Source organism: Arenibacterium halophilum, assembly GCF_005938225.1.
GTDB classification, from domain to species: Bacteria; Pseudomonadota; Alphaproteobacteria; order Rhodobacterales; family Rhodobacteraceae; genus Arenibacterium; species Arenibacterium halophilum.
The window spans coordinates 1,127,706-1,149,752 of the sequence record NZ_VCPC01000002.1 but is presented as its reverse complement, the minus strand read 5'-3'; the positions used below and the strand labels follow the sequence as shown (position 1 = coordinate 1,149,752).

Below are 22,047 nucleotides of genomic sequence, written 5' to 3'. Positions count from 1 at the left end.
AGATAAGCCCTGCCGCCCCTGATGCCAAGCCTGCGAACGGTTCAGCCGTTTTTCTGGTTAATCGCCCCGGCGATCAGGTCGTCGAACCCGGCGGCATCGCGCACCTGCGACACCGCGTCGGCGGTGACTGTGACACCCCAGTTTGCCATCGCTTCATAGCGCGGCTGACGGTGGGCCAGCGCGCGCGCATAGGTCCAGCGGATGAAGCTGTCGGGGTTTACCTGATCCTCGGGCTTGCCGGTTTCGTCCAGATAAGCCTGCCATGCGCTGGCCAGAAATTCCGGCTGATAGGCCATCGGCTTGGGCGCGCGGTCGAACCGGCGGATCAGCTCTTGCGTATGGGCGGTGTCGCCCTTGATCCAGACCATCAGCGTATGGGCCGACAGTTCCTTGAGGATCGCGTCGTCGGGGTTTTCGGCATCGACCCATTCACAGATCGACCCGCCGGTGTCGCAGATGAAATGCGGATAGCCATACAGCCGCTCGGCCCGGTCGATGAAATAGCGTGTGTCCATCAGCGCGTGGATTTCCGACTGGCGGAATTGGTCCTGACGGCGGCGGTATTCCTCCATCGCCAGCCCGCCGCGCGCGGGATCGCCCGGCTTGCCAAGGTAGGAACTGACCGGGGTCAGATTTTCAAAGCTGATGTTCGACCCGATATAGATCGAATCCGACAGCAGCAGGTCGCGCAGGAAGGGCACCTTCATCGCTTCGGCCTTGGCGTTGTCGGCGATGTATTCGCCCATGTAGCGCGTGCCGATGCGGTAATCGATGGAATAGTGAAACCAGCCGCCCGCCTCGCGCAGCATGTTCGACAGGTATGTCTTGCCCAGCCCGGACATGCCGAAGAACAAAATCCGTTTGCGCGGCGCCTCGCGCCACTCTTGCGGGGTGGAATATAGCATGTCTGGTCCCGGTCCGAAGTTTTGCCCTTGCTAGTGTGCGCCGGGGGCGTGGTCAATCGCGGGCGCGCCAGGCGGCCCAGGCCTCGGGCGTGTCCAGATCCAGCCGCGCGCGTTGCCCGGGCAGGGGCACATGACCGACCGCCTCGCCCAGCGGGCCGACCACCTCGCGCCCGCCGCTGTCGCCTTGCAGCGCCAGAAGCTGCGGAAACAGTCGCGCGGCAAAGACGATGGGGTGGCCCGGCTGGCCGTCTTCGGTGGTGCCGCGCCACGCCGGGGTCTGCGCCGGGTCGAATGCGGTGGCGACGCGGATCAGATCGTCGGTCGTCAGCTCGGGCAGGTCGGCCAGCAGAACCATGGCCGCAGGCGTGCCGGGCGGCAGCGCGGCCACGCCTGCGCGCAGGCTGGCGTTCATGCCCTCGGCCGCATCGGGAACGGGCAGGGCGGTGACATCCAGCCCCGCCAGCGCGTGGTGGCGCGGGTGCGGGGCCGGGGGCAGGGCGACGATCACCGCGCCCGTGGTCGCCGCCCGCGCGATCCCGGCCTGTCGGCGCAGCAGGGGTTGCCCGCCGACATCTTCCAGCAGCTTGTCGGCCCCGCGCATCCGGCGGGATTGCCCCGCCGCCAGCACGATGACCGGATAGGCGAACATCGTGGCCTAGCCCCGCATCCGCGCGCCATCGGCATCGAACAGAGGTTCGGTGATCAGCCGCGCCGGGCGCATCTGGCCCAGGATCTCGATCTCGACCTCCAGCCCCTCGGCAATGGAGTCGACCGGCAGGAAGCCCATCGCGACCGACTGCCCCGCGTGGTGCGAATAGCCGCCCGAGGTGCAGAACCCCTGCACCGAGCCGTCCAGCCAGATCGGTTCGTATCCATGCACGTCGGCGTCATCCGCATCGACCGCAAAAGCACAGAGCCGCCGCGCCGGGCCAGCGTCACGCTCGGCCTCTGCCGCCTTGCGACCGATGAAATCGTCCGGTTTCTTGAACGAAATGAACCGATCCAGCCCGGTTTCGGCCGCGGTGTAATCGGGCGAGAATTCCGACAGCCACGAGCCAAAGAACTTGTCCAGCCGCAGCGACATCATCGCGCGCATCCCGAAAGGCACCATGCCATGGGGTTGGCCCGCGTCCCACAGCACCTGCCACAGCTGCCGCTGCGCCATCGGATCGCAGTAGATTTCGTACCCCAGGTCGCCGGTATAGCTGACCCGCTGCACCACACAGTCGGTCATGCCCACGGTCATGCGGCGCACGTCCAGGAACCGCATGTCGGAGATGTCGCTGCGCGTGCAGGCGGCCAGCACCTTGGCGGCGTTCGGCCCGGCAATCTGGAACCCGTTCACCTTGTCCGAGATGTTTTCGACCCGCACGTCACCGTCAAGGTTTTGCAGGAACCAGCGATAGTGGAATGCCTGGCTGCCATAGGACGCAGTCAGGCGGAAATCGCCCTCGGCCAGGCAGGACACGGTGAAATCCCCGATCAGCCGGCCCTTGGGCGACAGCATCGGCGTCAGCGACACGCGGCCCGGCTGGGGAATGCGCCCGGCCATGATGCGGTTCAGCCAGTCCCGCGCACCTGCGCCGGTGACGGTGTATTTGCCGAAATTGTGCACCTCGTTGATGCCCACACCGTTGCGCACGCCCGCAACCTCGCGCGCGGTGGCACCAAAGGCGTCCGAGCGGCGGAACGACGGCGTTTCATAGCTCGGCTCGTCGCCCTGGGCGAAGTAATTCGCGACCTCAAGTCCGAATTGCTGGCCCCAGACCGCGCCCATGCCGGTAAAGATGTCATACATCGGCGTGGTGCGGTTGGGCCGCGCGGCGGGCAGTTCCTCGTTCGGATAGCTGACCGAGAACCGTTTCTGATAGTTCTCGATCACCTTGGGCCGGGTATAGCCCGGGCTGATCCAGTCGCCAAAGCGCGCCACGTCCATCGCAAAGGTGTCGCGTTCGCATTCGCCTTCGATCATCCACTGCGCCAGCATCAGCCCGACGCCGCCGCCCTGGCTGAAGCCAGCCATCACGCCGCAGGCCGACCAATAGTTGCGCACACCCGGCACCGGGCCCACCAGCGGGTTGCCATCGGGGGCAAAGGTGAACGGCCCGTGAATAACAGATTTCACCCCGGCACGCGCCAGTGCGGGGAAGCGCTTGTAGGCGAATTCGATGCTGTCCTCGATCTTGTCGAAATCGTCGGGCAGCAGCTCGTGGCCAAAGGTCCAGGGCGTGCCGTCGACGGCCCAGGGCTTGCAGGGCTGTTCGTAGAACCCGATGCACAGCCCCCGGCCTTCCTGCCGCAGGTAACTTTCGCCCGCCGGATCCATCACATGCGGATGCTCGCCGCCTGCGGCCATGATCTCGACAATCTCGGGCACCTCGTCGGTCACGACATACTGGTGCTCCATCGGGTGCAGCGGGAAATACAGCCCCGCCATCGCGCCCACCTCGCGCGCCCAAAGGCCGCCGGCGTTCACCACATGCTCGGCGTGGATGGTGCCCTTGTCGGTCACCACGTCCCACGTCCCGTCGGGGCGCTGGTTGGTTTCGCGCACCATGCAGTGCGTTTCGATCGTTGCCCCGCCCATGCGCGCGGCCTTGGCATAGGCATGCGTGGTGCCCGAGGGATCCAGATGCCCATCGAGCGGGTCATACAGCCCGCCGATGATGCCGTCGATATTCGTGACCGGCGCGATCTTTGCGATCTCTTCCGGCCCGATGATCTCGGTCTCTAGCCCCATGAAACGATGCTTGGCGCGTTCCGCCACCAGCATGTCGAACCGGTCGCGGTTGTCGGCCAGCGTCACGCCGCCCACATGGTGCAGACCACAGGACATGCCGGTGATCTCTTCCAGCTCTTTGTACAGCCGGATCGTATAACCCTGAAGCGCGGCCATGTTGGTGTCACCGTTCAGCGTGTGAAAGCCGCCCGCCGCGTGCCATGTGCTGCCGCTGGTCAGCTCGGACCGTTCGATCAGCATCACATCGGACCATCCCAGCTTGGTCAGATGATACAGAACCGAACATCCGACGACTCCTCCGCCGATGACCGCGACACGGGTTGTGGTTTTCATGGTATTTCCCTGCTGTTGGCTGCGGCCAACTTCACCAAGACGGCGCAACCGGGCAAGCATGTTTCCGACAAGATGCGTCGTCTTTGGGCTATCGGTGCAGGTGGTCGCGCAAAGATTTCTCGCCGCCCACCGCCCAGGAACGACGCCGGATGTCGCCATTCAGCAATTTCGCCGCGATGTTCCCGGGCAGGGTTGGCCCGTCAGGCAAGGGAAGCGACAGATGAAGACACGGGCGCAGGCGGTTGTGATCGGGGGCGGGGTCATCGGGTGTTCGATCCTCTATCACCTTGCGAAACTGGGGTGGCGCGACGTGGTGCTGCTGGAGCGGGATGAGCTGACCAGCGGCAGTACCTGGCACGCGGCGGCCAATATCCACGGGCTGCACGACAGCACCAATATCTCGCGGCTGCAACATTATACGATGGCGCTCTACAAGGAACTGGAGGCCGAGACCGGGCAGGGCTGTGGCGTCTACCAGCCCGGTTCGCTGTATCTGGCCCAGACCGAGGCCCGCGAACACCAACTGCGGTTGCAAGAGGCCAAGGCGCGGCTCTACCGGATGCGGTTTCACGAGGTCAGTCGCGACGAGGCCGAGCGCCTGCACCCGCTGGTCGATTTCGACGGCATCCGCTGCATCATGTGGGAACCCGACGGCGGCAACGTCGACCCCTCGGGCGTGACACAGGCCTATGCCGCGGGGGCCCGGGCGCGGGGCGCCGAAATCCACCGGTTCACCCCTGTGACGGCGACCGAGCAGCGCCCCGATGGCACCTGGACAGTGCGCACGCCCAACGGCGACATCCATACCGACTGGGTGGTGAATGCGGCAGGGCTCTGGGGGCGCGAAGTGGCCGCGTTGGCCGGGATTACCCTGCCGTTGCAACCCACCGAGCATCAGTATTTCGTCACCGAAACCATTCCCGAGATTGCCGATATGGGCCGCCGTCTGCCCTCGGTCGCCGATCGCGACGGCGAATACTACCTGCGGCAGGAAGGCATGGGCCTGCTGGTCGGCGCCTATGAACGCGACATGCGGTTCTGGGCCGAAGATGGCACGCCGCCGGATTTCGGGCATGAACTCTTTGCCGACGATCTGGACCGGATCGAACCGAATATGATGCGCGCGATCGACCGCGTGCCCGCCGTGGGCCGCGCCGGGATCAAGCGGGTCATCAACGGCCCGATGATCTGGTCTCCAGATGCCAACGTGCTGTTCGGCCCGGTGCCGGAACTGCGCAACTACTTCTGCTGCAACGGAATCATCCCTGGCTTTTCACAATCCGGCGGCATGGGGCTGATGGCGGCGGAGTGGATCACCACGGGCGAAACCAGCCGCGACATGTTCGCCTGGGACATGGCCCGGTTCGGCGCATGGGCCGATGCCGAGTTCACCCGCGCCAAGGTGCGCGAGGTCTACAGCCACCGCTTTGCCATCCATTTCCCGAACGAGGAACGCCCCGCCGGCCGCCCCCTGCGCCAACGCCCGATCTACCAGGCACAGGCCGACATGGGCGCGGTCTTCGGCCTGACCTACGGCTGGGAACACCCGCAATGGTTCGCCGAGACACCCGGCGCAACAGATACCAACGGGTTCACCCGCCAGAACTGGTGGGCGCCCGTGGGCCGCGAATGCCGGATGCTGCGCGAAGCGGCCGGGCTGATCGACATCTCGAACTTCGCCAAGTACCGCGTGGCCGGCCCCGGCGCCGCCGACTGGTTGGAACAGGTGTTTGCCAACCGGATGCCGCAACAGGACGGCCGCAGCTGTCTGACACCGCTGATCGGAAAACGCGGCGGCATCGCGGGCGATTTCACGGTCACCCGCATCGCCGAGGGCGACTATCGCATCATCGGATCCGGCATCGCCGAACGCTATCACAGCCGGTTCTTCCGCGCGGTGCCGCTCCCCGGTGGCACCAGCTTCACCTCGCAGACCGAGGCGATGTGCGGCTTCAACCTTGCCGGGCCAAAGGCGCGCGACATCCTGCAACCGCTTACCGAAACCGACCTGTCGAACGCGGCTTTTCCTTTCATGACCAGCCGCCTGATGACCGTGGCCGGGGTCGACTGTCTCGCGCTGCGCGTCTCCTTCACCGGCGACCTCGGGTGGGAACTGCATTGCGCCACCGAAGACCAGGCGGCGCTCTACGCCGCGCTCCTGGCCGCCGCCCGCAAGGCCGGCGGCGGTCCGGTCGGTGCGCGCGCCCTCACCAGCCTGCGCATCGAAAAAGGCTACGGCTCGTGGAGCCGCGACTACAGCCCGGAATACTGGCCACAGGAATGCGGGCTCGACCGGCTCTGCAAGATGGACAAACCCTTCCTCAACCGCGACGCGCTTGAACAGGTGCTGTCGAATTCGCCTCGCGAACGCATGGTGATGCTGGCCCTCGACAGGGCCGCAACCGACGCCAGCAATGCCGACGCCACGGGGGGCGAGCCCGTATTCCTGAACGGCGAAGGCGTGGGCCGCGTCACCTCGGGTGCCTATGGCCACACGGTCGGCGTCTCGCTCGCCATCGCCTACCTCAGCAAGGGCGCCCCCGGCGACCGTGTCGAGGTCATGGTCCTCGGCCGCCCACACAGTGCCCAAATCCTGTCAGAGCCCCCGTACGACCCGAAAGGCCTCCGCCTGCGCAGCTGACCTGCTTCTTTGGGCCTCAAATATCCCGGGGGAATCCCGCAGGGATGGGGGCAGAGCCCCCGTACGACGTATACTTGCCGCCTCCCGGCCGGGGGGGAAGCCCAATCAATCCGCCGGATGCAGCGGCCGGATGCGCAGCTGGGTCACGCGATTGCCTTCACGGGCGACCACTTCGAACCGGAAGCCGTGAAAGGAAAACACCTGCCCCACGGTCGGGATCATCTGCGCCTCGTGGATGACCAGCCCGGCGACGGTATTGGCCTCTTCATCCGGCAGGTTCCAGTCGGTTGCGCGGTTCAGGTCGCGGATCGTCATCGCACCATCCACTAGGTAGGTGCCGTCACTGGACTGTTTCAGCGGATGCTCGGCATCCACGTCGAATTCATCGGTGATCTCGCCCACGATCTCTTCCAGAATGTCTTCCAGCGTGATCAGCCCCTGCAGCGATCCGTATTCATCCACCACCAGCGCGAAATGCGTCCGCATCCGCAGGAACTGGCGCATCTGGTCGTCCAGCGTGGTGGTCTCGGGCACGAAATAGGGCGGCATCGCCACATCGGTGATTGCGAAATTGCGCAGCGCCGCCGGGTCGGCATCGGGGGCGCTGGCGGCCTTGTACATGGCGCGCAGCAGATCCTTGGCATGGACCACGCCGATAATGTTTTCCGGCTCGTCGCGATAGACGGGCAGGCGGGTGTGCGGGCTGTCGAGGCACTGTTGCAGAATCGCCTGCGCCGGTTGCGCCGCGTCGATCATCTCGATCCCCGAACGATGCAGCATGATCTCTTCCACCGCGCGGTCGCCCAGATCCAGCGCACCCAGAATCCGGTCGCGGTCTTCCTTTTCGACCACGCCTTCGGAATGGCCCAGATGCAGCGCCCCGGCGATTTCCTCGCGCACCGCAAGGATGTTGCTGTCGGGGTCGACCCGAACGCCGAACAGGCGCAGAAGCCCACGCACGAACAGGCGCACTGCGGACACGATCGGCGACAGCACGCGCACCAGCAGCGCGATGATTGGCGCCACGAAAGAGGCCGCCGCCTCGGAGTTGATGATGGCGTAGGTCTTGGGCATCACCTCGGCAAAGACCAGCACCAGCAGCGTCATCACCAGCGTCGCCAGCGCCACGCCGCTGTCGCCGAGCGCCCGCGTGAACAGAGAGGTCGCAAGCGAGGCCGCGAGGATGTTCACAAGGTTGTTGCCCAACAGGACCGAGCCGATCAGGCGTTCGTTATCCTCGGTGATCTTCAGCGCCAATTCCGCGCCTTTCGACCCCTTGTCGGCCTGCGCCCGCAGCTTTCCGCGCGAGGCCGCCGTCAACGCGGTTTCCGAGCCCGAGAAAAACGCAGACATGAACAGCAGCAGAAAAATGCCGCCCGTGGTGATCCAGAAGGCGCTGTCAAAAACGGTGTCGGCCGCGTCCATCGTCAGGGTCTTTCGCAGGTTGGCCCGGTGTTTCGGGCATTTGGCAAGGGTACAAGGGGGTTATGGGGGTCGTGCCCCCGGCATTCAAGGCACCTTGCGCGGCGGCGTGTCCCGGTCGCGCCTGTCCTCGCGCGCCAGCGGGTGATGGGTATGCACCAGCTCGCTCAGATGTTCGTCCAGCACGTGTGTGTAAATTTCGGTCGTGGACACGTCGGCATGGCCCAGCAGGGTCTGGATCGAGCGCAGATCCGCACCATTGGCCAGAAGATGCGTCGCAAAGGCATGGCGCAGTGTGTGCGGCGTTACCTTGTCGGGGGACACACCGCCCGCGATGGCGATTTCCTTGATCAACAGATAGAACCGGTGCCGCGTCAGATGGCCGCTTTTGCCGCGCGAGGGGAAGAGGAACCGTGACGATGGTGTCCCCTTTTCGCGGCTGGCCAAATCTTCTGCCGCGTCGCGTACGCTCAACCACTCGGCCAGCGCCGTCTGCGCGGGCGGTGACAGGGGCACCATGCGTTCCTTGCCGCCTTTCCCCAGCACCAGCAACAGCGCCGGGTTGCCGCGTGCGCCCGACACCGGCAGCCCGACCAACTCGCTTACACGCATACCGGTGGCATAAAGCAGCTCGACAAGGCAGGTGTTGCGCGCCCGGTCCTGTGCGCTGCGTCCCGTGGTGCGCGCAGCGGCAAGAAGACGTTCGATTTCCACCATATCAAGTGTCTTGGGCAGGCGCGCTTCGCGGCCCGGGCCCTTGATCTGGATCGCAGGGTTGTCACCACGCCAGCCTTCTTCAAAGGCAAAGCGGAACAGCTGTTTGACCGCCGACAACCGGCGAGCCCGCGTGGCCGTGGCGAGCCCTTCGGCTTCGCAATGCACCATGTAGGATTCAATCTCTGACCGCGTCAGCGTGGCAAAGGCCAGTTTCCGGTGGCTGCACCATGCGGCCAGGTCTTTCAGGTCGCGCCCATAGGCCAGGCGGGTGTTTCCAGCCGCGCCCAGCTCGGCGGCCTGCGCCTCGAGGAAAATCGAGATCCAGTCATGCGCGCCATGGGGGGCAGGATCGGCAGGCATACGGCTTTAACCTCGACTGGTCAGGATCAGATGCAGCGCGGCGCGGCGGGCCGTGTCTTCCAGGCCAACGGCGCGCAGCGCGGCCAAGGCGCTGCTGAGGTCCGCCGGATTGCCGCGCGCGCCCCGGTCGAAGAATTGCATCGCCAGCAGGATCGCTTCGCCCAGTTGGCCCTGATCCAGCGCCATCTGAACGGACGCCGGCAAGGCGGCGCCCGTGGTGAACCCGTCGGACACAGCGCGTTCTGTGGCACTGTCGGCCAGAGCGCCATCGGGGGCCCCATGCGCCAGGCCGGCCAGAAACGCCTGACCCTCTGGCGCGTTCGTGGCAGCGGTTTCGTAATTGGCCGACAGCAGTTGAATGCGCCAGGCCATCTGCGCGACCGGCGTGGCGCCAAGATCCAGCTCGGCAAGACGATCCGAGAACATTTCGGCAAAGGCGGTGTGAAGCTCTGCCGCGCGCATTTGTGCCCAGGCCTCGGGCAGGGTTTTGGCCACCGCGTCTGCGCTGCCCTGTGTCAACGCGGTTTCAAACAGCTGCAGCGCATCAATCCTGTCCCATATCCCGCCCGAGGCGGCGGGGCGTCGGTCAGTATAAAGGCCAAGCAGCCGATTGGCGGGCAGGGCGCCGATGCGCGTCAGGCGTTCGGCGGCCTCGATCTGGGCACGCCATCCGGCGACATCGCGCAGGTCCGCGTTGGCAAACGCACGCGGCAGCGACGCGGTGGGCAGGCGCTCTCCGATTGCTTCGTACAGGCGGAATTCAAGCGGGCTTGGCGCCCCAGGTGGCGGCAGCGGCGGTGCACCTTCGTAAATGTCGGGGCTCAGGAACCTGTCAAGCAGCGCCAGCCGATCTGGCGGCAAGATCGACAGCGCATGCGCCGCCTCAAGCGTCAGCGCGGCAGTCTGCCAGTCGCCGGCTCGGGCGGTGCAGAAAATGCGCGCGCCGTAATCGTCAAGCAGATAGGGCGCGCGCAACAATTCGGCACAGCTGGTATCTTCGGCGCCGTTCAGAAGCGTTGCATCGAACCAGCGCCGGAAGATCGCCGAGGATTTGCTGGGCCCGGCCTGTTCAGCCAGCGATTGCGCCGGGTCGGTCGCGCCAAGGGCCATGAGCCGGTCCAGCCGCGCCAGAATCAGATGCTCGGCGTCTTCTTCGCCCGGGGGTGGGCGCGTTTCCGACAGCAACAATGTGTAGAGCATGGTCTGCATCGCCGGACTGCGTCGCACCGGCACCTGCGCGATCAGCCGCGTCAGCGTGTCCACATCGCTGCCGCGCCAGAGATGATCCGGCAGGCCGGTAACGCGGCCCGGCACCAGCCCGATGGGATCGCTGCGCCGCTGCAGCGGTTCAACCGCCACATCGGGGCGCAGCGCCGTGCGCGTCACAGGTGGTTCGTTCAGCACCGGGCCGGTGCGCACGTTCGGTGCGTTGCGGCCCAGCCAGTCAATGGCGTTCAGCGGCTGCTGCGCCGTGCCGATTTGAGGCAGGCACAAGGCAACCCCTATCAGACCAGCGCGAATCCCGCGATCAATCCGCATTCAGTGTCACCGGCTGTCGTATCTCGGTCTGCGGTGCCTTGAAATCGGCCGAAAACCACGGCCCCACATAGGCGTAGGCGACAATGCCGATAAAGCTGAGGCACAGAATATATACCAAAAATTTTATCAGCTTGCCGATCATGTCAGTCCTGTCCCGTTCTACTGCTCGCGGTTTTGCTCAAGTTATATATGGCCTTTTCGACAAGATCACGTCATTCACGGAAGAATGAGCGGAATTGAGCAGAAGACAACCCCAAAGGGGGCATCGCGCGGGGCGGAGCGGCTGCGCAAGACAGTCGTGCTTGTCGGGATGATGGGCGCGGGGAAAACCGCTGTGGGCAAGGCGCTTGCGCTGCGTCTGGGCGTTCCGTTCCTTGACAGCGACCATGAAATAGAACGCGCCGCAAACATGACGGTGCCGGAAATTTTTGCCCGCGATGGTGAGCCGTTTTTCCGGCTGAAGGAACGGCAGGTGATTTCGCGGCTTCTGGACGAGGCGCGCGGTGTTCTTTCGACCGGAGGCGGGGCCTTTCTGGCCGAGGAAAACCGGCGCATGATTTCTGAACGCGGCGTTTCGATATGGCTGAACGCCAATACGGATGTGCTGTGGCAAAGGGTGCGGCATCGCGACAGCCGCCCCTTGCTGCGCACGGCAAATCCGCGAGAAACGCTGGAAAACCTGTTCGCCGAGCGGCAGCAGTTCTATGCGCAGGCGGATATCGCCGTGGTGTCCGATGCCGGCGCCTCGATCGAAGATATGGTGGATCGGGTGATCGCGGCGCTTGGCACACGACCTGACGTTTTGACGCCGCAATAAGGACTTGGCGTAATGGCTTCTACGAATACCGTTCATGTCGCACTAGGGGCGCGCAGCTATGATGTGCAGATCGGTCCCGGGCTGATTGCGCGCGCGCCGGACCTGATGGCGCCGTTGCTGAAACGGCCGCGTGTGGCGATCGTCAGCGATGAAAACGTGGCGGCGCGGCATCTTGGTGCGCTGGAACAAGTGCTGAAAGACGCCGGGATCAAGGTCGACTCGCTGATCCTGCCTGCCGGAGAATCCACGAAAAGCTGGCCCCATTTGACGCGCTGTGTGGAATGGTTGCTGGATCAGAAGATCGAGCGCCGCGACATTGTGATCGCGCTGGGAGGCGGGGTGATCGGCGATCTGGTCGGTTTCGCCTCTGCGATCCTGCGGCGCGGCGTTCGGTTCGTGCAAATTCCCACCTCGCTTCTGGCGCAGGTCGACAGTTCGGTCGGAGGAAAAACCGGTATCAACACGTCGCATGGCAAGAACCTTGTCGGCGCGTTTCACCAGCCCGCACTGGTGCTGGCTGACACGGATATTCTGCAAACGCTCGAGCCGCGGGATTTCCTTGCGGGCTATGGCGAGGTGGTCAAATACGGGCTGCTGGGCGATGCCGCGTTTTTTGATTGGCTGGAATCCCATGCGGTCGATATGGCCGGTGGCGATATGTCCGCCCGGGTTCACGCTGTCACCCGCTCGGTTCAGATGAAGGCCGAGATCGTGGCCCGCGACGAAACCGAACAGGGCGACCGGGCGCTGCTGAACCTAGGGCATACCTTCTGCCACGCGCTGGAAGCGGCGACCGGCTATTCCGATCGGCTGTTGCATGGTGAAGGTGTGGCGATTGGCTGTGCGCTGGCCTTCGATCTGTCGGCGGCGCTTGGCCTGTGCAGTCAGGAACATCCCAGCCGCGTGCGGGCGCATCTGCTTGGCTTGGGGATGAAGACCGAGCTGTCAGATATTCCCGGCGATCTGCCCGATGCGCAGGGTCTGCTGAACCTGATGGCGCAGGACAAGAAAGTTCAGGATGGCCAGTTGCGGTTCATTCTGGCGCGCGACATCGGAGCTGCCTTCGTGGCCGATGACGTGCCCCCGGAAACGGTGCACAGCATCCTGACCGAGGCGCTGGCGGCGCGGGGCTGACCCGCGCCACCGAAGGTATCAGGCGAGTTTGGGCTCGGCCGAGCGGTTCGCATCAAGGCTAAGCGCGCCCGGGCCGGCAAAGACCAGGTACAGGAACACAAAGCAGTACAGGATCGACGCATCGCCGCCGTTCAGCGTCGGGAAGAAGCTGGCGGGCGCGTGGAACATGAAATAGGCCACGGCCATCATGCCCGACAGGACAAAGGCGACCGGGCGGGTGAACAGGCCCAGCACCAGCAGAGCGCCGCCGACCAGCTCAAGCACGCCGCCGATCCAGAACAGTGACATGAAGGGGGGCTGCATGTCGGTCGCCGGGAAGCCGAACAGCTTCTGCGTACCATGCGCCATAAAGATCAATGCGGACATGATGCGCAGAACGCTCAGCATGTAGGGGGACCAACGGTCGAGTGTGGCAGTCATTTCAGTTCCTCTGGGCAAAGGCCGGTCGTCCGGCGATGGCCCAACAGTTAACAGCACCACGCGACAGGTAAATTCCGCGCCGATCAACTTTGCTTGTGCGAATTTGCGCAGCTTTGCGAAATTGCATAGTTGGCTGTGAGGAAAAGCGTGACCTTAGCCGAGCCTGTCATAGGTCTGTCGGCCTGAAAAGAAAAGGGCAGAGGTGCGCGCCTCTGCCCTTCGACTTTAATATTCGACCTGGCGATCAGAACGGGATTTCATCGTCCATGTCGCGGCTGCCGCCGCCGCCGCTGCGCCCACCGCCGCTGCTGCTACCGCCACCATAGCCGCCATCGTTGCCGCCGCCAAAGCGATCATCGTAGCCCCCATCGTTGCCACCGCCATAGCTGTCGCGGCCACCACCGCCAGCGCCGCCGCTTTCACCACGGCCGTCCAGCATCGTCAGCGTCGATCCGAAGCCTTGCAGAACAACCTCGGTCGAATAGCGATCTTGCCCGGATTGGTCCTGCCACTTGCGGGTCTGCAACTGTCCTTCGATATAAACCTTCGATCCTTTGCGCAGGAATTGCTCGGCCACGCGGACCAGGCCCTCGTTGAAGATCGCGACCGAGTGCCATTCGGTCCGCTCGCGCCGTTCGCCGGTGTTGCGATCCTTCCAGTTCTCGGACGTGGCGATGCGAAGGTTGCACACCTTGCCACCGTTCTGGAACGTCCGCACCTCGGGATCGCGCCCCAGATTTCCGATAAGGATCACCTTGTTCACTGAGCCGGCCATGTCGTTCCCCATATCTGTCGTTAAGGCTGTGTTCCGATTCCCCGGAATCGGTTTCCGGCAAACCTATACATGCCGGGGCCGGGTTGAAACACGGTTCCGCCGTCGCACTTGGCCAAATCCTGCGGTCTGCATCTGGATTTTTCCGGTTTGCGCGGTATAGTCGCGCGCGGTACAGACGGGACGAGAACGGGACAGGGGCATAAGTGGTGATGCGCAAGACGACACTTGTTGCGGGGGCAGTGCTTTGCGCGCTCGCATTTCCGGCCAGCGCCGATGTGTTTTCAACCAAGGCCCAGCGCAAGCTGTTCAGCTCGCAGTTGAAGGTTCTGGATAATCGCGCCGCCAAGCAATACGCCAATTCTGTCCGGCTTCAGCCACCCACGGTGCACACACCGTCCAAACATGCGCCGCGCGGCTATAGCGGCAAGTATCGCGGTGAATTCCTGGATCATGCGCGTCAGGCGGCCCGCAAGCACAACGTACCCGAGGATCTGTTTGCAAGGCTGATTCAGCAGGAAAGCGGTTGGAATCCGAATGCCGTGTCGCACAAGGGCGCGCAGGGTCTGGCCCAGCTTATGCCCGCGACGGCCCGGGCTCTGGGCGTTGATCCGGGCGACCCGATGCAAAACCTTGAAGGGGGCGCGCGTTATCTGGCGCGTCAATACAAGGAGTTCGGCTCTTGGCGGCTTGCGCTTGCTGCTTACAATGCCGGCCCCGAGGCCGTGAAAAAATATGGTGGCGTGCCACCGTACAAGGAAACCACGAACTATGTGCGGATCATCTGGGGCAGCTGAGCCCGCCGCGCAGAACGTAGCACCTGATCTGAAATTATGCGTTTTTTTCGCCGCCTGTCGGAACCATCTTCCGGCAGGCGGCGTTCTTTGCTCATACAGCCCGACGGCCTCGGCATTGTTCCGGTGGCAGGTCGGCAGATCAAGGAGATACAACGATGAAACGCATCATTCTTGGAACCGTCGCCGCCGTCAGCCTGATGGCTGGCCCCGCTCTCGCAGCCGAACCGACCGTGCGTGAACTGACCGTGACCGCAGATATGGCCGATCTCGAAACTGCAAACGCTTCGCGTTATTACCCACAGATTTCCGGTGACCTGAGCGCTGCAATCTACGACCGCGTGACGCTGGACGACGATCCGAACGGCTATGTGGTTGATGTAAAGCTTGGCTCGGTGAGCCTCGACGGCGACACCACCCTGCCTGACACGGCCGAATTCAACCAGATGGAAGGCGTGGTAACGATTTCCAGCCCGAACACGAACGCGCCGCTGGTCAGCTATCCGGTGCAGATTGTTGCGAACAGTGGCGGTGCCGCCGTTCCGGCCGGCTACGTGGCTGTGAATCCGTCGACTGACGACTTCTACACCGCCATGCTGAATGGCTTTGCCGAAGTTGTCAGCGAGAAGATGCCTGAAGCCATGCGGGAAGCTGGGTCGCGTTAACAGCGCGTCCAAACGCCCCGACTTCAAAGCATACGGAAAGGCCCGTGGGATCACCCCCCCACGGGTTCTTTCTTTATTGTGATCGGAATTTATGAAACGCCGCGTTTCGTTAGGTCTTTGATAAAAACGCGTCGTTCCGAAATGCCCGCTATTCTGCCGCGATCTCGATCACCGGCTCCATTCTGTCCAGTATGTCATCGCTCAGATGACACTTGATCTGATGTCCGTCGCGGTCACGGATCGGCGGCACTTCGGTTTCGCACAGATTGCCCGGCACTTCCGACTTCCAGCGGCAACGCGTCTGGAATGGGCAGCCCGGGGGCGGATTCATCGCCGAGGGAATATCACCTTCCAGCACGATATGTTTCTTGCGGACCGAGGTATCGGCAATCGGCACCGCCGACAGCAGCGCCTCGGTATAGGGGTGATAGGGCGGGGCAAAGACCTGATCGGTGGTACCCAGCTCCACGACATGGCCCAGATACATCACCATCACCCGGTCGCTGAGGTAGCGCACGATCGAAAGATCGTGGCTGATGAACAACAACGTGGTCTTTTCCTCGCGCTGGATATCCATCAACAGATCGGTCACCGCCGCCTGAACGCTCACGTCCAGCGCCGACACAGGCTCATCCGCCACCACGATCCGCGCACCGCCCGCAAAGGCGCGGGCAATGCCCACCCGCTGCTTCTGCCCGCCCGACAACTGGCGCGGCATCCGTTCGGCAAAGGCGCGCGGCAGCTTGACCAGATCCAGCAGCTCCAGCATCCGCGCCCGCCGCGCGGCGTCATTGTCGCCGATTCCGAACACCTCGAGCGCGCGGATGATCTGGCGCCCGACGGTCATCGACGGGTTCAGCGTGTCGAACGGGTTCTGAAACACCATCTGCACGTCCGAAACGGTGCGCGTGTCGCGCTGTTCGATCGGCACCGATTCGATGTTGCGGTTGTCGAGCAGGATCGCCCCGTCGGTCGCCGTTTCCAGACCCATCAGCACCTTGGCGAAGGTCGATTTGCCACAGCCCGATTCCCCGACAATCGCCAGCGTCTCGGATTCGCGCGCCTCGAAACTCAGCGTCTCGTTCGCCTTCACCACCTTGGCCGCACCACCGCCGAACAGGGCATTGGCAGCGACTTCATAGTATTTCTTCAGCCGGTCCATCTTCAGAACCACGGGCCCCGGCTCTGGCTTGGGTTTTAGCTCGCCCACGTTCACCGGCGCAGCCCAGTCGATTTCATCGAATTTTACACAGCGGGACTGATGCCGGTCATTGCCTTCAACCGGAAACATCGGAATCGCCTTGGCGTCACAGCGCCCAGCCTCGAAGTAATCGCAGCGCGGGCCAAAGTTGCACCCTGGCGGGCGCTCATGCGGCAGCGGGAAATTCCCCGGAATGGCGACCAGCGGGCGTGCCGTCTTGTCGGCACCGGGCAGGGGGATCGAGCGGAACAGCGCCTGCGTATAGGGGTGGCGCATCTCGTCGAAGACATCGGCGATGCTGCCGCGTTCAACGGCTTCGCCCGAATACATCACGCAGATCCGGTCGCAGGTTTCCAGCACCAGCCCAAGGTTGTGGCTGATGAATAGCATCGAGGTCCCGTACTTGCGCCCCAGATCCTTCACCAGCTCGACAATCGCCGCCTCGACCGTCACGTCCAGCGCGGTGGTCGGCTCGTCCAGAATCAACAGTGACGGCTCGCTCATCAAGGCCATCGCAATCACGATGCGCTGCTGCTGCCCGCCCGACAGCTGATGCGGATAGCTTTTCAAAATCCGCTCTGGATCGGGCAGCTTCACGTCCGTCACCACCTGCAGGGCGCGGGCATAGGCCTCTTTCTCCGACAGCCCCTGATGGATCATCGGCACTTCCATCAACTGCTTGCCGATCTTCATCGCCGGGTTCAGGCTCGCCATCGGCTCCTGATAGATCATCGCGATTTCGCTGCCGCGAATGTCGCGCAATTCGGCGTCAGACATTTCGCCCAGGTCGCGGCCCTTGAACTTGATCGACCCGCCGACAACCCGCCCGTTGCGCCCCAGGTCCTGCATCACGCCCAGGGCCACGGTGGATTTGCCACAGCCCGATTCACCGACCAGCCCAACTGCCTCGCCCGGCTGCACGCTGACCGAAAAATCCATCACCGCCGGAATTTCCCGCAACCGCGTGAAAAAGGAAATCGACAGCTTGTCGATCTCGAGGATCGGCCCATCATACGCCTCTTTTGCCATTTTGCCTCTCCTTCGTCGGATCGCCCATCTTCTTTGGGGTCCAAATATCCTCGGGGGTCCGGGGGCAGACAGCCCCCGGCGCGTGCCTCAATCTTTCAGGCTTTCTTCGCGCAGGCCGTCCGCCAGCAGGTTCAGCCCCAGCACAAGGCTCAGCAGGGCGATGGCCGGGGGTAGGGCCGGATGCAGGTAGATCGACAAGAGCTTGCGCCCCTCGTTGATCGTGCTGCCCCAATCCGGGCTTTCGGGCGGCAGGCCAAGGCCGAAGAAGCCAAGCGTGCCCAGCAGGATGGTTGTGTACCCGATGCGCAGACAGAAATCGACGATCAGCGGTCCGCGTGCGTTGGGCAGGATTTCCCACAGCATGATGTACCACGGGCGTTCGCCCCGGGTCTGGGCGGCGGCCACGTAATCGCGCGTCTTGATGTCCATCGTCAGACCGCGCACGATACGGAACACGGTGGGCGAGTTCACGAAGACGACCGATACGAACACCACCAGGATCCCTGGCGGAATGTCGAAGAAATCCAGCGGCCAAATCGCCACCTTGCTGCCCGGTGCATTTACCGCCGAGGCATAGAGCAGGAACATCGGTACCAGCACCACCGCCAGCCAGACCCAGTTCTTCTGCGGCTGCGTGCGATAGCGCGAATGGATCAGCACGCCGGCAAAGATCAGCGGGAAGAAGAACAGCACCACCGCCATATATTGCGGCAGCCCGGTCAGCACGATCTCCGGCGTCACCAGCAGGTAGAACAGCAGGATCACCGGGAAGGCCAGGATCAGGTTGGCAAGGAAGCTCAGGAAGGTGTCCAGCTTGCCGCCGTAATACCCGGCCGGCAGGCCCAGCGTGATCCCGATCATGAAGGCAAACAGCGTCGCCAGCGGCGCGATGGTAATCACGATCGTGCTGCCCTTGACCATGCGCGAAAACACGTCGCGCGCAAGGTTGTCGCCGCCCAGCAGATACCAGGCGTACTCGCCTTCGTCCGGGTTGCGCAGCGGCGTGCCCGGCACCTTGTTTTTCAGCCCCGACACCTGGGTCAGGGGGTCGTGGGTCACGATCAGGTCCATCGCGGCGAAGATGCCGGTAAAGACCCAGAACATCACGAGCGCAAAACCGATCATCCCGATCATGCTGTCGAACAGCTTGCCGTAGAGGCCCAGCTTGCGTTTGTACATCATCGACACCACGAACAACACCACCAGCGCGGCCAGCACCGGCAGGAATTGTGTCACGATACGGGTGGCAATCTCGAAAGAGGTCAACGGTTCCATCGCTCAGCCCCTCACGAAATCCGGATCCGCGGATTCAGGTAGACATACCCGATATCCGAGATCAGTTGTGTCAGCAGCACCACGAAGACCGACACGACCGAGACCGCCAGCAGCAGCTCGATGTCGTTGTTGCCGGCGGCCTGCACCAGCGTCCAGCCGAAGCCCTTGTAGTTGAACAGCGTTTCCACGATCACCACGCCGTTCAGCAGCCATGGCACCTGCAGCAGGATGACCGTAAAAGGTGCAATCAGCGCGTTGCGCAGCGCGTGTTTCAGCACGATGTTCGAGAATTTGACGCCCTTCAGCCGCGCGGTGCGGATGTATTGCGCGGTCATTACCTCTGTCATGCTCGCCCGCGTCATCCGCGCGATGTAGCCCATGCCATAAAGGGAAATCGTCAGCACCGGCAGAAAGAAATTCTCGAAATTCGCGTTCTCCATCGCGCTGGTTGCGGTGCCCTTGAACCATTTCAACCCCACGGCGGAGGAAGTGAAAACCGCAATGAAGATCACGCCCGACACGTATTCCGGCGTGGCCGTGGTGATGATCGAAAAAGTCGAGAGCGTCCTGTCGGTCACCGAACCTTCGCGCATCCCGGCCAGAACGCCCACGATCAGTGCCATCGGCACCATCAGGACCAGAACCCAGAACATCAGCTTTCCGGTCAGCGCCAGACGCGTGCCGATGATGCCGCCAACCGACTCCTTGAATACGGTCGACTGGCCCCAATAGCCTTGCAGAATACCACAGAACGACGGTGCCTCGGCCGCCGCGTCAGCACTCCGGGTGCCGATAAAGCAGCGTCCGGTCACGCCTTCGTCGGTCTGGCGGGTCCAGCCGGGCAGCACGCCCAGCCACTGGCCATATTTCACCGGCAACGGTTGAAGATACCCGCCCTTGTCCAGCCAGCTGGCAACGGCTTCGTCCGACATGCGGAAGTTGCCCTGCGTCTTGGCCAGTTTTTCAAGGTTCGGGTACAGGTTGGTCAGGAAGAACACGATGAACGTCAGGCACACGGCCGTCAGAATCATCACGACCGTCCGTCGCAGGATGAATAGTCCCATTTTACCCCCTGTGGGTCGTCTTGTTATTGTGCCCGTTTGCCGGGTCTGGTCGGGCCCGGAAACCGGGCCTTCGTGAGTATTTCAGTTGCCGCTCAAAGCGCGAAACGCATATGAGCCGCACGGGGTGCGGCTATAACCTTCGTCTTGATATCGGGAGACATGCGGGCGGGTGACATGCCCCCACGGGGGCCCCTCTGCCTGCATGATGTCATCGCGATCCTCGTTGGCTGCTTTGGCTTTGATCGGCGTTGTGATCGGCGGGCGTGACTGGACACCACCGTTCGAAGCACATTCGGCACCAGAATTTTCACGGCGTCAACGGCGGCAATCGGCATTATCGGATCCAAAACCGACATTTTCGCGGTTCGATTGCGACAAGGGCACTAAGCGCGGGCACGGCGGCGCAATTCGGACGGCGACGCCCCGGTTCGTTGCTGCAAAAAGCGGCTGAAATAGGCGGCGCTGCCAAAGCCAAGGTTGCGCGCGATGTCCTGCACCGGCACTTTTGTTTCGCTCAACAGCATCCGCGCACGGTGCTGCGCGCGTTCGGCAATCAGGGCGGCGGCGGTGCGGCCGGTTTCAGCGCGACACACGCGCGACAGATGCGTGGGAGTTACCTCCAGCGCTTCGGCATGGCGGGCCACGGTCACGTTTACCCCGGCATCTGGCGCAACGAGGCGCTGGAAAAACCCGCGCATCAGACGCCGCGCCGCGGTGTCGGGTTCCTCGCTCATGTCGGTATGGCGCTGCATCCAGATCGCAATCAGGCGGCAATAGGCCTCCATCGCGTTCTGGCTGTGCGGACGGCCCGCGTTCTGTTCACGCTGCAACGATTCCAGCAGCGAGGTCATCTCGCCCTGTGCGGTCACGTCACGTACCCGCAGATGCAGCGGCCGCGTGGGCAGATTCAGCGCCAGATCGGGCGGCAGGGTGATCGCCTGTGCAAATCCCTGACGCCCCAGATCAATCGCGTTCAGCGACCGCGCGGGCAGGAACAGCGCATTGTGGATGCCCACACCGCGCCGCGCGCCATCCATCAGCGCGATTCCCTGACCGCGCGTGATCCAGACGAACAGGTGGTGCGGGCGGTCATGCGCAAGTTCGAGTTGCCAGCTGCCGTGGCGGGCCAGTTGGGCAAGCGTGTTCAGCCGGATACCGGCGCTGGCTGCGCCGATCGGGCCGAATTGCTGCTGGCGTATCATGAATTTCGGGGTCACGGGGCGATGCGTGACAGCGGGTCTGCCAAAATGCAAGCCCCCAGTTCAATGGATCGGTGAAATCCCATGCCAGTGCCGCATCTTCGAGCGGAACCATGTGCGCTGCCGTTTCGCGAATTGCCGGGTGGCGATGCTGGCGCGGCTGCGGGCTTCGTCCAACGTGGCTTCGCCTGTCAGGTGGGCGACCAGTTCGGGCACGCCAATGGCGCGGAAGGCCGGGCGGGCGGGGTCGAAATATGGCAGCATGGCCGCTACCTCGTCCAGCGCGCCCATATCCACCATCTTGTCGAACCGGCGCGCGATGCGGGCATTCAGCCACCCGGTTTCAGTCTGAACGACCAACGGCAGGCAACTGGTAATCGGCAACACGGGCGGCGGGGTATCGGCCTGCCAATCGGCCAGCCCTCTGCCGGTGGCGCGCTGCACCTCCCAAGCGCGCTGGACACGGGCGCGGTTGTTGCAGTCGATCCCGGCGCGGGTGCGGGTATCTACGGTTTCCAACAGCGCCTCAAGGCTCAGCCCGTCGCCCTCTGTGCGCACCTCGGGCGGCACCGGTGGTATCTGCGCCATCCCGACGGTCAGCGTCATGAAATAGAGCCCTGTGCCCCCGGTGATGATCGGGCGCGCACCGCCTTCCAAGAAGGGCGTGACATCTCGCAACCAATGGCCTGCGGAATAATCGGCGTTCCAAGGGATATGGCCGTAGAGCGCATGGGGCGCGCGCGCCTCGTCTTCCTGCGACGGGCGTGCCGTCACCACGCGCCAGCAGTCGAATACCTGGCTCGCGTCGGCATTCACCACCACGCCGCCCTGCGTTTCCGCGATATGCAACGCCAGATCAGATTTGCCCGAAGCCGTCGGCCCCGCGATCAGAATCGGCATGTCAGGCGCAACATCGGGCAGGACGCCAAAGCCGGGAACCTTCATTCTGGCGCCTTTCCACGGGTTTTGCGTTTGGCCCGGAAGGCGCATTGAACCTCTGGGCGAATTCGGCCATTTTGC

General features: G+C 63.5%; 19 protein-coding genes. 5 read left to right on the top strand and 14 right to left on the bottom strand.

Annotated elements, in window-relative coordinates:
* Positions 1-41: 41 nt before the first annotated feature.
* From FGK64_RS12240 to FGK64_RS12230, 3 genes are read right to left on the bottom strand one after another with little or no spacing between them, the layout of a single operon-like run.
* Positions 42-905 (bottom strand): ATPase, encoded by an 864-nt coding sequence (locus FGK64_RS12240; protein WP_138864054.1) that lies wholly within the window; start codon positions 903-905, stop codon positions 42-44.
* Positions 906-957: 52 nt separating this feature from the next.
* Positions 958-1,554 (bottom strand): nucleotidyltransferase family protein, encoded by a 597-nt coding sequence (locus tag FGK64_RS12235; protein ID WP_138864053.1) that lies wholly within the window; start codon positions 1,552-1,554, stop codon positions 958-960.
* Positions 1,555-1,560: 6 nt separating this feature from the next.
* Entirely contained in the window at positions 1,561-3,978 is a 2,418-nt protein-coding gene (locus FGK64_RS12230; RefSeq protein WP_138864052.1) for a GcvT family protein, read from the bottom strand.
* 220 nt (positions 3,979-4,198) lie between these two features.
* Here FGK64_RS12230 and FGK64_RS12225 point away from each other — a divergent pair, with 220 nt between their 5' ends.
* Positions 4,199-6,619 carry a GcvT family protein gene (locus tag FGK64_RS12225; protein ID WP_138864051.1) on the top strand — a complete coding sequence of 807 codons (2,421 nt, stop codon included), beginning with the start codon at positions 4,199-4,201 and terminating at the stop codon, positions 6,617-6,619.
* A gap of 105 nt (positions 6,620-6,724) precedes the next feature.
* On the opposite strand, the gene FGK64_RS12220 is transcribed toward FGK64_RS12225, so the two are convergent.
* From FGK64_RS12220 to FGK64_RS22160, 4 genes are all read right to left on the bottom strand, one after another.
* The gene (locus FGK64_RS12220; protein WP_138864050.1) at positions 6,725-8,044 is read right to left on the bottom strand and encodes an HlyC/CorC family transporter; all 1,320 of its coding nucleotides are present in this window, start codon (positions 8,042-8,044) and stop codon (positions 6,725-6,727) included.
* A gap of 84 nt (positions 8,045-8,128) precedes the next feature.
* Positions 8,129-9,118 carry a tyrosine recombinase gene (locus FGK64_RS12215; RefSeq protein WP_138864049.1) on the bottom strand — a complete coding sequence of 330 codons (990 nt, stop codon included), beginning with the start codon at positions 9,116-9,118 and terminating at the stop codon, positions 8,129-8,131.
* A 6-nt stretch (positions 9,119-9,124) separates the two neighbouring features.
* Entirely contained in the window at positions 9,125-10,657 is a 1,533-nt protein-coding gene (locus FGK64_RS12210; RefSeq protein WP_246057743.1) for a hypothetical protein, read from the bottom strand.
* Positions 10,647-10,799, bottom strand: coding sequence for a hypothetical protein (locus FGK64_RS22160; RefSeq protein ID WP_171054000.1), 153 nt, complete (start codon positions 10,797-10,799; stop codon positions 10,647-10,649). Before FGK64_RS22160 ends, FGK64_RS12210 begins: the two co-directional genes overlap by 11 nt.
* Positions 10,800-10,883: 84 nt before the next feature.
* On the opposite strand from FGK64_RS22160, the gene FGK64_RS12205 reads away from it, so the two are divergent.
* On the top strand, positions 10,884-11,474 hold the full coding sequence (locus tag FGK64_RS12205; RefSeq protein WP_138864048.1) for a shikimate kinase: 591 nt from the start codon (positions 10,884-10,886) through the stop codon (positions 11,472-11,474).
* A gap of 12 nt (positions 11,475-11,486) precedes the next feature.
* On the top strand, positions 11,487-12,608 hold the full coding sequence (gene aroB / locus FGK64_RS12200; RefSeq protein ID WP_138864047.1) for a 3-dehydroquinate synthase: 1,122 nt from the start codon (positions 11,487-11,489) through the stop codon (positions 12,606-12,608).
* Between the two features lie 18 nt (positions 12,609-12,626).
* Here the strand turns inward: aroB and FGK64_RS12195 are convergent, their stop codons facing one another.
* A complete protein-coding gene (locus FGK64_RS12195) occupies positions 12,627-13,028 on the bottom strand; it encodes a DoxX family protein (RefSeq protein WP_138864046.1) in 402 nt (133 codons plus the stop codon).
* A 244-nt stretch (positions 13,029-13,272) separates the two neighbouring features.
* The gene (locus tag FGK64_RS12190) at positions 13,273-13,803 is read right to left on the bottom strand and encodes a single-stranded DNA-binding protein (RefSeq protein ID WP_138864045.1); all 531 of its coding nucleotides are present in this window, start codon (positions 13,801-13,803) and stop codon (positions 13,273-13,275) included.
* Between the two features lie 209 nt (positions 13,804-14,012).
* On the opposite strand from FGK64_RS12190, the gene FGK64_RS12185 reads away from it, so the two are divergent.
* Positions 14,013-14,597 carry a lytic transglycosylase domain-containing protein gene (locus tag FGK64_RS12185; RefSeq protein ID WP_138864044.1) on the top strand — a complete coding sequence of 195 codons (585 nt, stop codon included), beginning with the start codon at positions 14,013-14,015 and terminating at the stop codon, positions 14,595-14,597.
* 155 nt (positions 14,598-14,752) lie between these two features.
* On the top strand, positions 14,753-15,259 hold the full coding sequence (locus tag FGK64_RS12180; RefSeq protein WP_138864043.1) for a hypothetical protein: 507 nt from the start codon (positions 14,753-14,755) through the stop codon (positions 15,257-15,259).
* Between the two features lie 148 nt (positions 15,260-15,407).
* On the opposite strand, the gene FGK64_RS12175 is transcribed toward FGK64_RS12180, so the two are convergent.
* From FGK64_RS12175 to miaA, 5 genes are all read right to left on the bottom strand, one after another.
* On the bottom strand, positions 15,408-17,489 hold the full coding sequence (locus FGK64_RS12175; protein ID WP_138864042.1) for a dipeptide ABC transporter ATP-binding protein: 2,082 nt from the start codon (positions 17,487-17,489) through the stop codon (positions 15,408-15,410).
* A gap of 87 nt (positions 17,490-17,576) precedes the next feature.
* Positions 17,577-18,764: an ABC transporter permease gene (locus tag FGK64_RS12170; RefSeq protein ID WP_138864041.1), complete on the bottom strand. Its 1,188-nt coding sequence runs from the start codon at positions 18,762-18,764 to the stop codon at positions 17,577-17,579.
* A gap of 11 nt (positions 18,765-18,775) precedes the next feature.
* Positions 18,776-19,828: an ABC transporter permease gene (locus FGK64_RS12165; protein WP_138864040.1), complete on the bottom strand. Its 1,053-nt coding sequence runs from the start codon at positions 19,826-19,828 to the stop codon at positions 18,776-18,778.
* Between the two features lie 383 nt (positions 19,829-20,211).
* Positions 20,212-21,045, bottom strand: coding sequence for a helix-turn-helix transcriptional regulator (locus tag FGK64_RS12160; protein ID WP_246057742.1), 834 nt, complete (start codon positions 21,043-21,045; stop codon positions 20,212-20,214).
* 45 nt (positions 21,046-21,090) lie between these two features.
* The gene (gene miaA / locus FGK64_RS12155; RefSeq protein ID WP_138864039.1) at positions 21,091-21,972 is read right to left on the bottom strand and encodes a tRNA (adenosine(37)-N6)-dimethylallyltransferase MiaA; all 882 of its coding nucleotides are present in this window, start codon (positions 21,970-21,972) and stop codon (positions 21,091-21,093) included.
* Positions 21,973-22,047 lie beyond the last annotated feature (75 nt).

Coding starts and splice junctions, on each gene's coding strand:
- FGK64_RS12240 (WP_138864054.1), bottom strand. CDS start 905: ATGCTATATTCCACCCCGCAAGAGTGGCGCGAGGCGCCGCGCAAACGG.
- FGK64_RS12235 (WP_138864053.1), bottom strand. CDS start 1,554: ATGTTCGCCTATCCGGTCATCGTGCTGGCGGCGGGGCAATCCCGCCGG.
- FGK64_RS12230 (WP_138864052.1), bottom strand. CDS start 3,978: ATGAAAACCACAACCCGTGTCGCGGTCATCGGCGGAGGAGTCGTCGGA.
- FGK64_RS12225 (WP_138864051.1), top strand. CDS start 4,199: ATGAAGACACGGGCGCAGGCGGTTGTGATCGGGGGCGGGGTCATCGGG.
- FGK64_RS12220 (WP_138864050.1), bottom strand. CDS start 8,044: ATGGACGCGGCCGACACCGTTTTTGACAGCGCCTTCTGGATCACCACG.
- FGK64_RS12215 (WP_138864049.1), bottom strand. CDS start 9,118: ATGCCTGCCGATCCTGCCCCCCATGGCGCGCATGACTGGATCTCGATT.
- FGK64_RS12210 (WP_246057743.1), bottom strand. CDS start 10,657: ATGCGGATTGATCGCGGGATTCGCGCTGGTCTGATAGGGGTTGCCTTG.
- FGK64_RS22160 (WP_171054000.1), bottom strand. CDS start 10,799: ATGATCGGCAAGCTGATAAAATTTTTGGTATATATTCTGTGCCTCAGC.
- FGK64_RS12205 (WP_138864048.1), top strand. CDS start 10,884: ATGAGCGGAATTGAGCAGAAGACAACCCCAAAGGGGGCATCGCGCGGG.
- aroB (WP_138864047.1), top strand. CDS start 11,487: ATGGCTTCTACGAATACCGTTCATGTCGCACTAGGGGCGCGCAGCTAT.
- FGK64_RS12195 (WP_138864046.1), bottom strand. CDS start 13,028: ATGACTGCCACACTCGACCGTTGGTCCCCCTACATGCTGAGCGTTCTG.
- FGK64_RS12190 (WP_138864045.1), bottom strand. CDS start 13,803: ATGGCCGGCTCAGTGAACAAGGTGATCCTTATCGGAAATCTGGGGCGC.
- FGK64_RS12185 (WP_138864044.1), top strand. CDS start 14,013: ATGCGCAAGACGACACTTGTTGCGGGGGCAGTGCTTTGCGCGCTCGCA.
- FGK64_RS12180 (WP_138864043.1), top strand. CDS start 14,753: ATGAAACGCATCATTCTTGGAACCGTCGCCGCCGTCAGCCTGATGGCT.
- FGK64_RS12175 (WP_138864042.1), bottom strand. CDS start 17,489: ATGGCAAAAGAGGCGTATGATGGGCCGATCCTCGAGATCGACAAGCTG.
- FGK64_RS12170 (WP_138864041.1), bottom strand. CDS start 18,764: ATGGAACCGTTGACCTCTTTCGAGATTGCCACCCGTATCGTGACACAA.
- FGK64_RS12165 (WP_138864040.1), bottom strand. CDS start 19,828: ATGGGACTATTCATCCTGCGACGGACGGTCGTGATGATTCTGACGGCC.
- miaA (WP_138864039.1), bottom strand. CDS start 21,972: ATGAAGGTTCCCGGCTTTGGCGTCCTGCCCGATGTTGCGCCTGACATG.